This is a genomic window from Flavobacterium hauense (assembly GCF_054457175.1).
The window spans coordinates 133,127-146,516 of record NZ_JBTKVX010000011.1 but is presented as its reverse complement, the minus strand read 5'-3'; the positions used below and the strand labels follow the sequence as shown (position 1 = coordinate 146,516).

14 protein-coding genes are annotated in these 13,390 nt (G+C 41.7%); 4 read left to right on the top strand and 10 right to left on the bottom strand.

Annotation, left to right across the window (positions count from 1 at the left end; all coding sequences use genetic code 11):
* The 6 genes from ACX0HA_RS10145 to ACX0HA_RS10120 form a co-directional block, all read right to left on the bottom strand.
* Positions 1-480 (bottom strand): DUF3078 domain-containing protein (locus tag ACX0HA_RS10145; protein WP_458845164.1); only part of this gene is annotated, 480 nt, incomplete at its 3' end.
* A gap of 69 nt (positions 481-549) precedes the next feature.
* Positions 550-1,062, bottom strand: coding sequence for a DUF2480 family protein (locus tag ACX0HA_RS10140; RefSeq protein ID WP_458845163.1), 513 nt, complete (start codon positions 1,060-1,062; stop codon positions 550-552).
* Between the two features lie 76 nt (positions 1,063-1,138).
* Positions 1,139-1,462: an SUF system Fe-S cluster assembly protein gene (locus ACX0HA_RS10135; protein ID WP_458845162.1), complete on the bottom strand. Its 324-nt coding sequence runs from the start codon at positions 1,460-1,462 to the stop codon at positions 1,139-1,141.
* A gap of 8 nt (positions 1,463-1,470) precedes the next feature.
* Positions 1,471-1,890 (bottom strand): SufE family protein, encoded by a 420-nt coding sequence (locus tag ACX0HA_RS10130; RefSeq protein WP_458845161.1) that lies wholly within the window; start codon positions 1,888-1,890, stop codon positions 1,471-1,473.
* Between the two features lie 5 nt (positions 1,891-1,895).
* Positions 1,896-2,360 carry a hypothetical protein gene (locus ACX0HA_RS10125; RefSeq protein ID WP_458845160.1) on the bottom strand — a complete coding sequence of 155 codons (465 nt, stop codon included), beginning with the start codon at positions 2,358-2,360 and terminating at the stop codon, positions 1,896-1,898.
* 19 nt (positions 2,361-2,379) lie between these two features.
* Positions 2,380-3,594 carry an aminotransferase class V-fold PLP-dependent enzyme gene (locus ACX0HA_RS10120; protein WP_458845159.1) on the bottom strand — a complete coding sequence of 405 codons (1,215 nt, stop codon included), beginning with the start codon at positions 3,592-3,594 and terminating at the stop codon, positions 2,380-2,382.
* A 324-nt stretch (positions 3,595-3,918) separates the two neighbouring features.
* On the opposite strand from ACX0HA_RS10120, the gene ACX0HA_RS10115 reads away from it, so the two are divergent.
* Genes ACX0HA_RS10115 through ACX0HA_RS10100 form a run of 4 tightly spaced genes read left to right on the top strand, consistent with a single transcriptional unit; the run spans position 3,919 to position 7,656 of the window.
* A complete protein-coding gene (locus ACX0HA_RS10115; protein WP_458845166.1) occupies positions 3,919-4,800 on the top strand; it encodes a heme/hemin ABC transporter substrate-binding protein in 882 nt (293 codons plus the stop codon).
* The gene (locus tag ACX0HA_RS10110; protein ID WP_458845158.1) at positions 4,790-5,824 is read left to right on the top strand and encodes a FecCD family ABC transporter permease; all 1,035 of its coding nucleotides are present in this window, start codon (positions 4,790-4,792) and stop codon (positions 5,822-5,824) included. Before ACX0HA_RS10115 ends, ACX0HA_RS10110 begins: the two co-directional genes overlap by 11 nt.
* A 7-nt stretch (positions 5,825-5,831) precedes the next feature.
* A complete protein-coding gene (locus ACX0HA_RS10105) occupies positions 5,832-6,608 on the top strand; it encodes a heme ABC transporter ATP-binding protein (protein ID WP_458845157.1) in 777 nt (258 codons plus the stop codon).
* A 10-nt stretch (positions 6,609-6,618) separates the two neighbouring features.
* Positions 6,619-7,656 carry a hemin-degrading factor gene (locus tag ACX0HA_RS10100; RefSeq protein ID WP_458845156.1) on the top strand — a complete coding sequence of 346 codons (1,038 nt, stop codon included), beginning with the start codon at positions 6,619-6,621 and terminating at the stop codon, positions 7,654-7,656.
* A 125-nt stretch (positions 7,657-7,781) separates the two neighbouring features.
* On the opposite strand, the gene ACX0HA_RS10095 is transcribed toward ACX0HA_RS10100, so the two are convergent.
* From ACX0HA_RS10095 to ACX0HA_RS10080, 4 genes are all read right to left on the bottom strand, one after another.
* The gene (locus ACX0HA_RS10095; protein ID WP_458845155.1) at positions 7,782-8,600 is read right to left on the bottom strand and encodes an OmpA family protein; all 819 of its coding nucleotides are present in this window, start codon (positions 8,598-8,600) and stop codon (positions 7,782-7,784) included.
* Entirely contained in the window at positions 8,601-10,595 is a 1,995-nt protein-coding gene (locus tag ACX0HA_RS10090; RefSeq protein ID WP_458845154.1) for a KUP/HAK/KT family potassium transporter, read from the bottom strand. It abuts the gene before it with no gap.
* A 130-nt stretch (positions 10,596-10,725) separates the two neighbouring features.
* Complete coding sequence (locus ACX0HA_RS10085; protein WP_458845153.1) at positions 10,726-11,556, bottom strand: sulfurtransferase; 831 nt, start codon at positions 11,554-11,556, stop codon at positions 10,726-10,728.
* Between the two features lie 49 nt (positions 11,557-11,605).
* On the bottom strand, positions 11,606-13,243 hold the full coding sequence (locus ACX0HA_RS10080; protein WP_458845152.1) for a S41 family peptidase: 1,638 nt from the start codon (positions 13,241-13,243) through the stop codon (positions 11,606-11,608).
* Positions 13,244-13,390: the final 147 nt, after the last annotated feature.

Genomic DNA, 13,390 nt, shown 5'->3' with positions numbered 1-13,390 from the left:
CAGGTAGGCAGGTGATAAGAAGTTTGTATACTCTTCCCTTGTTTCTGCACCGTTTTCATCCCTGTCGTAGTTATAACCTTTTGTAAATTGCGTCCTGAAGGTAAGAAGCATCGAATATGACCATCTTTCAGTCGCCTTCTTTCCAAGTAATGAGGCAAGTTCAAGGCGGTCATCTGTCTTTTTTGCAAAAGACGAATTTCTGGTTTTCACAATACCATACGAGGCAATCACTTTATTATCCCAAATCCAGTCGCCTTTTTTATAGTTGAAGTCGTAGTTGACACCCAGTGTTCCTGAGATGTTATTCTCACCACCGGCAACCCAGTTGTCAAAAGTAGACTGGTTAAATAATAATGATGCATTGCCGTTAGTATACCATGGCCCAATAGTATCTTTAGGCATCAGTTTCTCGGCATCAGTTTGTGCGTTAACGGTTAAAACTCCCATAACGCATAACAGGAATAGTAGATTTTTCTTCATAATTAATTGCTGTTTACACAAATATAATTAATTATGAAAAAACCTACTACCCTTTTTGTGTAAAAGAAGTTACTTTTTCTTGTATAACGGTACTGATGAGCAAGCCTCGCCAAACATAATGCTTTTGGCTACCGGCATAAGCTTTTGGGTAGCCATTACATAGGCTTCCTGAGGCACAGGTTTATGTGAGCAGCCTTTTATGATCACAGGTTTACCCTCATATTTGCTTACATCAAGCCCATTAAGTATTTCCTGATAGATCTGTATGTTAATATCTTCACTCCTGCCCTGCACTATTTTTTTAGCATAAGGCTGAAGATAGGTAGTTATCAGCATGTATCCCCACGCTGGGACTATAGCATCGGTACTGCAATACAAGGCGACAAATTTACCTGCATATTGTTCCCAATCATGGTTTTTAAGCGCATCGCGGAATTCTTTTTCACGCAATACAAAACCTTCCCACAACCAGCCGGATATATCTATACCAATACGTTCGCCTTCAGGATAATAATCTTCAAGGTCAAATACCTGAAGAACACTATTGGCAACGCGGTTTATTATTTCTTCTTCTTTTTCCATTATTTCAGGTTTAATGTCCGAAGTCGGACGTCCGATGTTCAGACTGTAAACTGTAAACCGTTAACTTAGAACTATATTAAAGCATTCCAAGCTCAAGCTTAGCTTCTTCGCTCATAAGGTCACGGCTCCATGGTGGGTCGAAAGTGATTTCAACCTCAGCAGAGGCTACACCTTCAATCTTCCTGATCTTCTCTTCCACTTCTAACGGAAGGCTTTCTGCCACCGGGCAGTTTGGCGATGTAAGCGTCATTAATATCTTCACTTCGTTATCGGTATTTACCATAACGTCATAAATAAGCCCAAGCTCGTAGATGTCTACCGGAATCTCAGGGTCATATATTGTCTTGAGCATCTTAACTATGTCTTCACCCAGTTGTGCAGTGTCTATTTCGTGTTCCATATTCTTATTTAGCTTTTGGCACTAAAGGCCAATGCATACATTTTTATTTGTTTAATCATCGATACCAAACCATTAGCGCGTGTAGGCGAAAGATGTTCTTTCAGGCCTATCTCGTCAATAAAATGGGTATCAGCTTCAAGTATATCAGCCGGCTTCTGGTTAGAGAACACACGGATGAGTATTGCAATAATACCTTTTGTCAGTATTGCGTCGCTATCGGCAGTAAACACAATGTTGCCATCCTGCTGCTCACCGTGAAGCCATACTTTGCTTTGGCATCCTTTAATAATGTTATCTTCAGTTTTATATTGCTCCTCAACAAGCGGAAGCGAATTGCCCAGGTCAATTACATACTGATAACGTTCTTCCCAGTCATCAAACATTGAGAATTCGTCTATTATCTCGTCCTGTATTTCTTTAATCTTCATTCGTATTATTTTGTCTTCAGGTCAGACATTGCTATCATTTTATTAACCAATGGCGCAATTTCTGACGGTGGGTTGCCGTGGTCAAAAGTCACACTTCGGTATTCTTTACCATCTTTAATTATTTTCAGGTTTGCCATAAGCGCACCGTCAAACTGATGGTTTACCGAAGGCGCCTTGATATCTTTAAGCGTCTCAGGGTTTATTTTCCCGGCAGCAGCTACCAGCTTATCCCAATCACCTTTTGCGATAGGCTTGCTTACTACACTTTTCATATCACGGTCTTTTATGGTAATAATGCTATCCTGCGTTACCACAATTTTCTTGTAAGCGCCACGCGTTGAAGCCTCATATTCAAAAGACTGGCTGTTTACAGCCGATTTTGTATCCGTTACATTATTTGTCACAGTCTTTTTCGATGAGCAGCCCGCTGCAAAAATGATCGTTAGTAGTACTAATGCAATTTTTTTCATTGGTTTTGGTTTTATGTTTTTATCCTAACATTCGCTGCGCTTTAAGCACAGCCTGAACAAGAGCATCTATTTCTTCCTTAGTATTGTAAAACGCAAATGATGCTCTTACGGTACCCGGAATATCAAAAAAATTCATGACCGGCTGCGTGCAGTGATGTCCCGTGCGCACCGCTATGCCCATCTTGTCAACAATCGCACCAATGTCATACGGGTGGATGTTACCTACATTGAACGATATTACCGATGTTTTCTTCGCCGCTGTTCCTACAATTTTCAATCCTTCAATTTCAAGAAGTTTTTCAGTACCGTAGTGCAGCAGTTCTGTTTCATAAGCCGCAATGTTATCAAAGCCTATGGTGTTTAAATAATCAATTGCCGTGCCAAGTACTATACCACCTTCTATGTTGGGCGTACCGGCTTCAAATTTATGTGGCAGGTCGGCATAAGTAGTTTTTTCAAAAGTAACCTCTTTTATCATCTCGCCCCCACCCTGATATGGCGGAAGCTTGTTAAGCCATTCTTCTTTTCCGTATAATATTCCCGAACCTGTAGCGCCACATGTTTTATGCCCCGAAAAAGCATAAAAATCGCAATCAAGTGCCTGAACATCTACTTTTAAGTGCGGAGCCGCTTGTGCACCGTCTATAAATACGGCAGCACCTACGCCATGTGCTTTTTTTATGATATGCTCAATAGGATTGATAGTTCCCAGAGAGTTCGAGATATGATTAACCGCAACCAGTTTTGTCTTTTCGTTAAGTAGCCTTTCAAACTCTTCAATGATAAGTTCGCCATTTTGGTTCATAGGTATTACCTGCAATTTAGCTCCTGTGCGTTCGCAAAGCATTTGCCATGGAACGATGTTGCTGTGATGCTCCATAGCCGATATGATAACCTCATCACCTGCTTTTACAAAAGCCGAAAAACCATTGGCTACCAGGTTAACTCCATGAGTTGTTCCGGCAGTAAACAATACCTCGTGGGCATGTTTGGCATTCATGTGTTTTTGGATGGTATTACGGGATGCTTCATAAGCATCGGTTGCCAGTTGGCTCAGCGTATGCACACCACGATGAATGTTGGCATTTATGGTACCATAATAGCTGCTGATAGCGTCTATTACAACCTGAGGCTTTTGTGAGGTAGCTGCATTATCAAAATAAACCAGCGGTTTGCCGTTTACGGTTTGGGTAAGTATGGGAAAGTCATTCCTGACTGATTGTATATCTAACATTTGGGTATCTCCTGTATTTAATGCTTTCCGCAAAGATTGCAGACAGCGTATAACAAAATTCAATGCAAATTTACGGCTTGTTTTTGTAATAACCGTTTTTTGCTATAACATTTAAGAATGTGGCTATTATTTCAGTTTATCATCACATAATAAGATTGTTATATTGTTAATGTATGAGGATTAAATACCGCAATGTTTAAATAATTTAATTTTTAACCAGTCTAAATTTAACCCTTTTTGCCTTTGACAATACGGATTTATGAAGTAAGTTTGCGCTTTATTTAGATTTAATATAAACAACCAATAGCTTTTCTGATGAGAAAAATCAAACAAATAGTGATGCTTGCCTTTATCCTATCGGCAGCAGTATCATGCAAGAAAGAAGAAAAAACAACTGAAGAAACTACAGTTGCAACCGATTCAGTTGCTCCTGCAAAAACAGAAAAAATCGTTTCGCTTAATGGTGCCGTGACTGAAATCGTTGCTGCCCTTGGCCACGAAAAAGAAATAATTGGAACTGACGTTACCAGCACCTATCCTGAAAGCCTGAAAGCAACAGCTAAAGATCTTGGACATGTTCGTTCAGTATCTATCGAGCAGATCATGGCGCTTCAGCCAACAGTTATCCTTGCTACCGATAAGGATATGAGCCCTGAACTATTAGAAAAAATTAAAAAATCTGGTGTTAAAGCAGAGGTTTTCACACAGGAGTTTACGCCGGAGGGCACAAAAAAACTTATTGCTGATGTGGCAAAAGCACTTAACCATGCTGACTACAAAGCTTTGGAAGAGAAAATTGATACAGACCTTAAGACTGTAAAACCAATTGCTGCTGCTCCAAAAGTGTTATTCATATATGCTCGTGGTGCTAACATGATGATGGTAAGCGGTACAGGAACTCCTGTAGACAAAATAATTCAACTTGCAGGTGCTAAAAATGCGGTTACCGATTTTGCTGACTTCAAACCACTTACTCCTGAAGCACTTGTTAAAGGTAATCCGGATGTTATCCTATTGTTCGATTCAGGACTTGGAAGCCTTGGCGGACCTCAGGGTGTTCTTAAAATTCCAGGAGTTGATAAAACCAATGCAGGTAAAAACAAGAAGATCATTGCCATGGATGGTGCATTGCTTTCAGGCTTTGGCCCACGTTTAGGCGAAGGAGCTGCAAAACTGAACAGCCTGTTACTTGAGAATGCAAAATAAACTTTCGATATATCTTATATGTAGCTTACTACTGCTGGCGGTGCTGGCGGTAGTTTCGCTGTATATGGGGGTTTACGTTTTTGAAAAACATACACCCGTTGAGATTCTCAGCGGTATAATTAATAATGACGGCTCCATTTCAGACAGCGACCGCTTTGTGCTGATGGACCTAAGGCTCCCACGCATTGTAATGGGAATCCTCATCGGCAGTGCTTTGTCAGTATCAGGAACCTGCCTACAGGGCATGTTCCGAAACCCGCTTGCCACACCCGATTTATTGGGTATTACGGCGGGAGCATCGCTTTTTGCAGCCATAACCATAGTGTTGGGATCCTACATAAAGCCTTATGTGCCAGAAGTACTTCATTTTTCGCTGTTAAGCATAATGGCGTTTATTGGCGCATTGCTCACCATGATGACCGTATACCGAATGAGTACTGTGGGCGGAAAAACAAACGTAGTGGTAATGCTGCTTACCGGTGTTGCTATTACAGCCCTTGGCTTTGCCGTTATGGGTTTACTGATTTACACGTCTAAAGAAGAGGAACTTCGTGATCTTACATTCTGGAACCTGGGCAGCCTTGGCGGCGCAACCTGGACAAAAAACGGAATCCTTGCTGTTATAATAGTCATTTGCTACACTTTCCTCATTAACAAAGGAAAAGCACTGAATGCGATGATGCTTGGCGAAAAAGATGCTGAACATTTGGGTATACCGGTAGAACGCATCAAAAAACAGATTGTAATACTTACCGCCCTGATGATAGGCAGCTGTGTTGCTTTTGCAGGTACAATTAGTTTTGTTGGGCTTATAGTGCCTTACATACTACGACTTATATTCCGTTCTAATTACCATATCATATTGCCATTATCGGCAGTATGCGGCAGCATATTACTGCTTACAGCAGATACCATAAGCAGGACTATAGCACCTCCCAGCGAAATACCTATAGGCATACTTACCGCATTTATGGGTGCGCCTATTTTTATAACCATACTGATAAAGAGTAGGAACACAATGTAGAAAGACCATGTTAGAAGCACAAAACATATCATATGCACATCGCAAATTCTCAATACTCGAGGGTATTGATGTTGCGGTTACCAACGGCGAACTGCTTGTAATCGTTGGGCCAAACGGTGCAGGAAAATCGACTCTTCTGAGTCTCCTGGCCAATGAACTTAGCAGCGGTAAAGAGCCTGTGTTTTTCAAGAAGAAAACCTTCCATGAATGGGATGAGAGAGAACTTGCCCACAGCAAAGCCAAATTCTCGCAAAACAACAGCCACGACATTCCGCTAACGGTAAGTAACGTGGTAATGATGGGGCGTTACCCCTACTTCAACTCGGCTCCCCGAAAAATTGATGAAGAAGCTGTTTTAAAGGCTATGCAGGAGACCGATGTGAACCATCTGGCACAAAGGGACTACAATTCGCTTTCGGGCGGGGAAAAACAGCGTGTGCACCTCGCAAGGGTACTCACACAGTTGGATAACGATGTAGACCATACCCTTGTGTTTCTTGATGAACCGCTAAACAATCTTGATGTACTGCACCAGCACCGCATCATGCAAACCATAAAATCATTTACGCAAAAAGGAAATACTGCCATTATGGTACTGCACGACCTTAACCTTGCTGCGCAGTTTGCCGATAAGGTAATGCTGCTTAAAAAAGGAAAGATCGTGAGCCACGATGTTCCACAAAAGGTATTTACCCGCGAAACCATCAGTACGGTATACAATTTTCCGTGTACCATATGCCCAAATCCAGTAAACAATAACCCATTAATAATTTTTGGAACTTAATATATTTATTATGAGTACAACAACAAATTCACTGAAATCGCAGTGGGAGGCAATGAAAGCCGAAAACCCACACATGAGAATAAGAAACGCCGCCGAACAACTGGGTGTTAGCGAAGCAGAGCTTGTAGCTACAAGCATAGGTGATACGGTAACACGTCTTCGCCCTGAATTCGCTGCTATCCTTACTGAGATTGAAAAACTTGGTAAAGTTATGGCACTTACGCGCAATGACGAGTGTGTTCATGAGCGTAAAGGTGTTTATCTTAACCCTGATTTCAGTTCACCATTTGCAAGCGTTTTTGTAGGTGAAGATATCGATCTTCGTATTTTCCTTACGCATTGGGACAAAGCCTATGCAGTTGCAGAAAAAAGCGAGCATGGTGACAGGAAAAGCCTTCAGTTCTTCGGAAAAGACGGCCTTGCCATCCACAAAATATATTTAACACAAGACAGCAACAAAGCTGCATTTGATACCCTTGTTGAGCAGTTCAAATCAGAAAACCAGGCTACAGAGGAAACTACTGTTGAAGTTCCTCTTATCATCGACGAGAAACCGGATTCAGAAATTGATATCGCGGCTTTCCACGAATCATGGTTAAACCTGCCTGATACACACGCTTTCTTTGGTATGCTAAAGAAATTTGGCGTTACAAGAACACAGGCGCTTCGCCTTGCTCCAAATGATCACCTTGCTAAAAAATCAGACAAAGAGGCTGTTGTAAAAATGCTTGAAGGCGCTGCCGAGCAGAAACTGCCTATCATGGTATTCGTAGGTAACAGGGGTAACATACAGATCCACACAGGACTTGTGCGCAAAACAATGTGGCACAATCAGTGGTTCAACGTTATGGATCCTGACTTTAACCTTCACCTTGACACTGATAAGATCGCTCAGGTATGGATAGTGCGCAAGCCTACTGCCGATGGTGAGGTAACAGCTCTTGAGGTTTATAACGAAATGGGCGAGATCATCGTTCAGTTCTTCGGAAAAAGAAAACCGGGCAATCCGGAACTTACAGAGTGGAGAGAACTTGTAGCTTCTCTATAATTCACTATAGGTTATATAGATTCAAATATGACAACCGCCCCTGATAAGGGCGGTTTGTTTTTTAATCAAAATATAGAAACACAAAAGCCGCTCAGTGAGCGGCTTTTGTGTTTTATAAACCATACTTATATCCCCGTAATAACCAGCTCAACGCGGCGGTCATATTCGGTTCCTTTTCCAAGCGGCACGGTATTTCCATATCCTTTATGCGTCATTCTGCTGGCAGGTATTTTTTTCGATACCAAATATTTATATACTGCAAAAGCCCTGTTCTTGGAAAGTTCGCGCTTGCGGGTATCTTTATCGATTGCCTCCTTCTGGAAAGTTGGCGTACAGCAGATATGCCCCTGTATCTCAAATTTGATCGTTTTATACTTAATAAGAAATCGTGCCATCTTATCAAGCTCAGCCTTAGATTTCATGGTAAGCTTGCTGCTTCCGCGCTCAAAGAGGATATTGTCAAGATAAATGTGGTCTCCCACAATTACGTCCTTTTTAAGGGCATTATAAGTCCCTGCTGATAACTTGGGTGGCGGAGCAGGCTTAAAGTTTACCGTAACGTCTACACGGCGGTTCTTAGAGCGTGCTTCAGACACATTATCAATATCTTCTTCAAGCAATATACGTCCCTTACCCTCTATGGTAACAATGATCTTATTTCTGATGCCTCGTCCCAACAGTGTATCCCTTATGGTATTGGCCCTGTTTGTAGAAAGCTTAAAATTATATTCATCTTTACCCCTGTCGTCACAATAGCCGTAGATCTGGATGGTTTCAATACGTGCAGTATCGATCGCTTTGATAAAGGCAACAACATTGTTACCCTGCTTATCATCAAGGTTATACTTATTTACGTCAAAGTAAACCGAATAAACGGTTTCTTCTTGTGACAGGGCAATATTTGTTATTAAAAGCGCGAGTAGTATGTAAAGTGATTTTTTCATCTAATGCTGTGGTTCTTTTGTAGGGCAATCGTCTATCCTCACCATGGTAAAATCTTCAGGCGGGTGAATAACGATAGGAAATTTTTCGACCTTAACAGAACTGCTGTCAAGTCCGAAAGCACGCCCCTCTGAAAGGCTGATCTTTTTAAGGATGAAGTAAATATCAAGGATGATCCTTTCATACCACGGCAAATCATTATCATAAGAAAGGAATTTCTCTATAATCACAAACTTAAAGTCGCCAATTACATTATTACGGTTAAGCGATGCATAACGGCTGGTAATATCAACTTCGCTGCGTTTCACCATGTCGCGAACCACCTGCTTAAACATCAGGTTAATTCTTGGTGCCACACGGAAGCCCAGGTAAAAGTCTACCCTTATAACGTCATCTTTCATGATTTCGCGTACACGATACTCCATTTTGTAAGGCTCATCGACCACATTTACGTGAACAAACCAGTAAATATCGGCACGTTTAGGTCTTTTTTGTAAGATCGAATAAATGATTTTAGATTCAATCTCATCTCCTAATTGTGCATTGGTAAGATATACCAGGTGTGTTGCATATTTAGGGATAGACATATCATTGCTAAGTTCAGAAAGCACCGTTTTATAATTGGCAATTTTGGTAAACTCAGTATACTCGCTTCTAATCCTTTTTGCCGTAAACCATACTGCCATGATCATAGCCAGCAATCCGGCTATACCTAGTGACACATAGCCTCCATGATGGAATTTGCTTATGTTCGCAATAAGGAAAGATATCTCGATGGCAAAATAAACCGATATTACCCCAATGATAAGGAACTTGTTATAACGCTTCATGACCATGTAATAGCCAAGGAGTGTGGTCGTCATTAGCATACACAATACAATGGCAAGCCCGTAGGCCGCTTCCATGTTTCCTGATTCCCTGAAGTGAAGTACGATAAATACACAGCCAAGGAATAATAGCCAGTTAATAGAAGGTATGTATAGCTGACCGCGCAATTCTGTTGGGAATTTTACCGAAACCTTTGGCCAGAAGTTAAGGCGCATAGCCTCTGATATCAATGTGAATGAACCGCTTATCAATGCCTGAGATGCAATTACCGCCGCGGATGTTGCAATAGCAATACCAAACGGAAGAAACCAGTCCGGCATGAGCAGGTAGAACGGGTTAGCCGGATTTGCCGGGTTAGGACTTAATGTAGTTAATGTCTGACCCGCATGCGAAATAAGATAAGCTCCCTGTCCAAAATAGTTTAGTACAAGCATACTTTTTACAAAGCCCCAGCTCACTCGGATGTTATCCCTGCCGCAGTGCCCCATATCGCTGTATAAAGCCTCTGCTCCTGTGGTACACAGGAACACAAACCCAAGCACATAAAAACCTTCGTGGTGAACACTTAGCAGGTGAAACGCATAATATGGATTAAGTGCCTTTAGTACCGAAATATTCTCAAACAAAGGAATAATACCTAATACACCCAGCATACCAAACCATATAAGCATCATAGGCCCAAAGAACTTTCCGATGAACTTACTACCGAAGCGCTGGATAAAAAACAGGACAAATAATATACTTATTACAATAGGCACTGTATCGAGTTCCGGTTGGTAGGTCCTAAGACCTTCTATAGCAGAAGATACTGAAATAGGTGGCGTAATGATACCATCGGCCAACAGGGCACTACCACCAATAATTGCGGGTACGATAAGCCCTTTTTTCTTGAGCCTTTTCACCAGTGTGTAAAGTGAAAAAATACCACCCTCGCCTTTGTTATCGGCTTTAAGTGTGAGGTAAACGTACTTGATAGTTGTTTGTAATGTAAGTGTCCAGAAAATACAGGACAAAGCGCCCAGAACCACTTGTTCTTCAATAGGCTGGGTGCCTATAATTGCTTTCATTACATAGAGAGGGGAAGTTCCTATATCTCCATAAATAATACCCAAGGTAACCAGCAAACCGCCAAGGGTTACCTTGTTGAGTTGTATGTGATTGGTGCTCACGATAAGTTTGAATTAAATAACAAAGGTATGTCTTTTTATACGATCTGATAATGAAGGTGACAATAATTTAACCTCAGAAGAAAAACTTAAGCCTTTACGCCGAATTCTTACAGGTTTTGTCATCGAAAATTCAGGTATCTACAGCAATTACTTTCCCCTTGCCGGACCATTCGCTCCACGAACCTACATACAGTTTCGGCATTGGCAAACCTGCCTGATCCATTGCGAGTATGGTATGGCACGCCGTTACTCCCGAGCCACAATGTATAACAGCATCTTTTGTATTAATCCCCTGAAGCGCCATTTTATATTTGGCTTCGAGTTCTTCGGGAGCCAAAAAGAATCCTTGCTCATCAAGATTGGTCTCATAAGGTATATTAATTGCTCCGGGAATATGTCCCGCAACAGGATCAATAGGTTCTGTTTCGCCTCTATATCGGGCAGCAGCCCTGACATCTATAACCGCACGGTTATTGTCAGCGGCAGCAGCTTCTACCTCGTCAACAAGGGCCATTGGCAATTTCCATCCATTAAAAACATATCTTTCAGCAGGGAGAGGCATTTCAGCCAGGTCACTAAGAGAGAATCCTGCTTTTGCAGCAGCACTCACTCCACCATCCAGCACCTGCACTTTTTCATGGCCTGCCGCTCTTAGCATCCACCAAAAACGTGCCGCAGAAAGCGCGCCATTCTTATCATCATACACAACCACATGGCTGTCCGGCGTTATGCCAAGTCGCCCCAGCACATCACCAAAAACAGCAGCGTCAGGCAACGGATGTCTGCCTCCGTTGGCTGGGTCTTCGGGAACATTGGCCAGATCGGCGTTAAGGTCAACATGTATTGCACCTTTCAAATGCTGCATGGCATAACTCACCATATTACCTGCGTCTATAATGACAATCTCTCTGGTTTTTGCCAGCTCAGTCAATGCTTCGGGTTGGATTATGGGTTTTATCATAACACTAAAATTAAAAATCCCCAAGCCGTATAGCAAGGGGATTATGGTTTTATTTAGATAATATCTTATTGTATTCTGCCGTGTTGGCAAGCAATGTTACTGATTTCTGTATCTCCGGATTGCTTGTTGTATAGTATTTATACAGGCCTTCTTTATACTGGTAACGCTTTATAAGCTCATCGAGTAGCAGTTGTTTTATTTCCTGTTTATGCAGGTTAAGCTCCTTTTCTTCACTTTTTTGCAGCGCGGTAAGCAACGATTGGTACTCTACGGAAATGCTTGCATCAATTTTTTCTTTTTTAGCCATTTCCATCACAGCTTTCAGCGATTTTTCAGTTTCGGTATCAAACTGGAAATTGTCTTTTTTCAGCGATTGTTTAAACGCTTCAAAATCAGCATCGGAAATGGTAGGGATTGCAGTACCTACATTAGGATTTTTATAATAGTATGTTGTTGCATAATTAAATATACCGTCATTTTTAACTAATGCACCGGATATTGAGCTCTGTTTAGCTTCTTCAAGCTCTACATCAGGCAGGATTCCTCCTCCGTCATAAACCGTCCTGCCTTTTTTGGTTTTAAATGCATTATAATTCTTCTTATCGATTCGAATCGCTTTTCCGTCAGCATCCTTATGGGTATAATCCAATGCCTGTATGCCCCGGCCGGAAGGCGTATAATAGCGTGAAATGGTTACTTTTACCTGTGTTCCGTAAGTCAGGTCAAGCGGACGCTGTACCAGGCCTTTTCCAAAACTCCTGCTTCCTACAACAACAGCACGGTCAAGATCCTGAAGTGCACCAGCAACAATTTCTGAAGCAGAAGCACTGCCCCCGTCTACCAATACTACAAGCGGAATTTCGAGATCAACCGGTGGTTTTTGTGTCTTGTATGTATTGTTGTAATTTTCGTTTTTAGATTTTGTGGTCACTATTGTCTCCCCCTGCGGCACAAAAAGGTTACATACATTTACCGCCTCGTTAAGCAAACCTCCGGGGTTGCCCCTAAGGTCAAGGATGATGTTTTTGGCGCCATCCGTTTTAAGCTGTAGTAATGCGGCCTTAGTTTCAGACGAGGCTTTGCCGTTAAACTGGGAAAGCACTATATAACCTGTTTCTTTACCAACCATGGAAAAAAACGGAACCGCTTTGATATCAACTTCGTTAAGTACAATCTGAGCGTTGTAGGTTTTGCCCTGGCGAATATATTTTACATCTACCTTGGTGTTTTTAGAACCCTTGAGCAATTCTCCCGCATCTTCTTTGAACTCGGCAAGGTTTACATCGCCTATCTGGATGATCTCATCGCCGGCTTTTAGCCCAGCCTTATCAGCCGGATAATCTTTATATGGCTCTTTTATGATAAGCTTGCCCTCTTTTCGGGTAATAAGTGCACCGATTCCTGTATACTCACCGGTATTGTTTATCTTGAATTTAGCTACATCCTGCTCGTTAAAGTAAACCGTGTAGGGGTCAAGATCGGTAAGCATGCTCTTTATGGCTTTATCCATAAGCTGACCAGGATTTACCTCATCTACATAGTTATTGTTAACTGTTTTAAACAGCGTGGTAAATATCTCTATCTGTTTGGCAATCTCAAAGAAATCATTCTTAAAGCTCACCCCAACAAATAAAAACGCCGACGCCGCTGCCGGCAGCACATATCTTCTCTTAAACATTTTCAGCATGTTTCTTTTTCTTTAGTTTTTCCTCATATTGAAGAAAGCAATCACGAAAATAAGGATAAAACACCAAATGTAAAGCAAACCGTTAAAGAAACTTGGAATGCATCTGATTTGGGCTATCGCCTGATAACCAAAAACGCTGAATAGTCA

Bases quoted from the DNA above. Each gene is read 5' to 3' on its own strand.
- ACX0HA_RS10135 (WP_458845162.1), bottom strand. From the start codon at position 1,462: ATGGAACACGAAATAGACACTGCACAACTGGGTGAAGACATAGTTAAG.
- ACX0HA_RS10120 (WP_458845159.1), bottom strand. From the start codon at position 3,594: ATGTTAGATATACAATCAGTCAGGAATGACTTTCCCATACTTACCCAA.
- ACX0HA_RS10105 (WP_458845157.1), top strand. From the start codon at position 5,832: ATGTTAGAAGCACAAAACATATCATATGCACATCGCAAATTCTCAATA.
- ACX0HA_RS10140 (WP_458845163.1), bottom strand. From the start codon at position 1,062: ATGGAAAAAGAAGAAGAAATAATAAACCGCGTTGCCAATAGTGTTCTT.
- ACX0HA_RS10110 (WP_458845158.1), top strand. From the start codon at position 4,790: ATGCAAAATAAACTTTCGATATATCTTATATGTAGCTTACTACTGCTG.
- ACX0HA_RS10085 (WP_458845153.1), bottom strand. From the start codon at position 11,556: ATGATAAAACCCATAATCCAACCCGAAGCATTGACTGAGCTGGCAAAA.
- ACX0HA_RS10125 (WP_458845160.1), bottom strand. From the start codon at position 2,360: ATGAAAAAAATTGCATTAGTACTACTAACGATCATTTTTGCAGCGGGC.
- ACX0HA_RS10130 (WP_458845161.1), bottom strand. From the start codon at position 1,890: ATGAAGATTAAAGAAATACAGGACGAGATAATAGACGAATTCTCAATG.
- ACX0HA_RS10095 (WP_458845155.1), bottom strand. From the start codon at position 8,600: ATGAAAAAATCACTTTACATACTACTCGCGCTTTTAATAACAAATATT.
- ACX0HA_RS10100 (WP_458845156.1), top strand. From the start codon at position 6,619: ATGAGTACAACAACAAATTCACTGAAATCGCAGTGGGAGGCAATGAAA.
- ACX0HA_RS10080 (WP_458845152.1), bottom strand. From the start codon at position 13,243: ATGCTGAAAATGTTTAAGAGAAGATATGTGCTGCCGGCAGCGGCGTCG.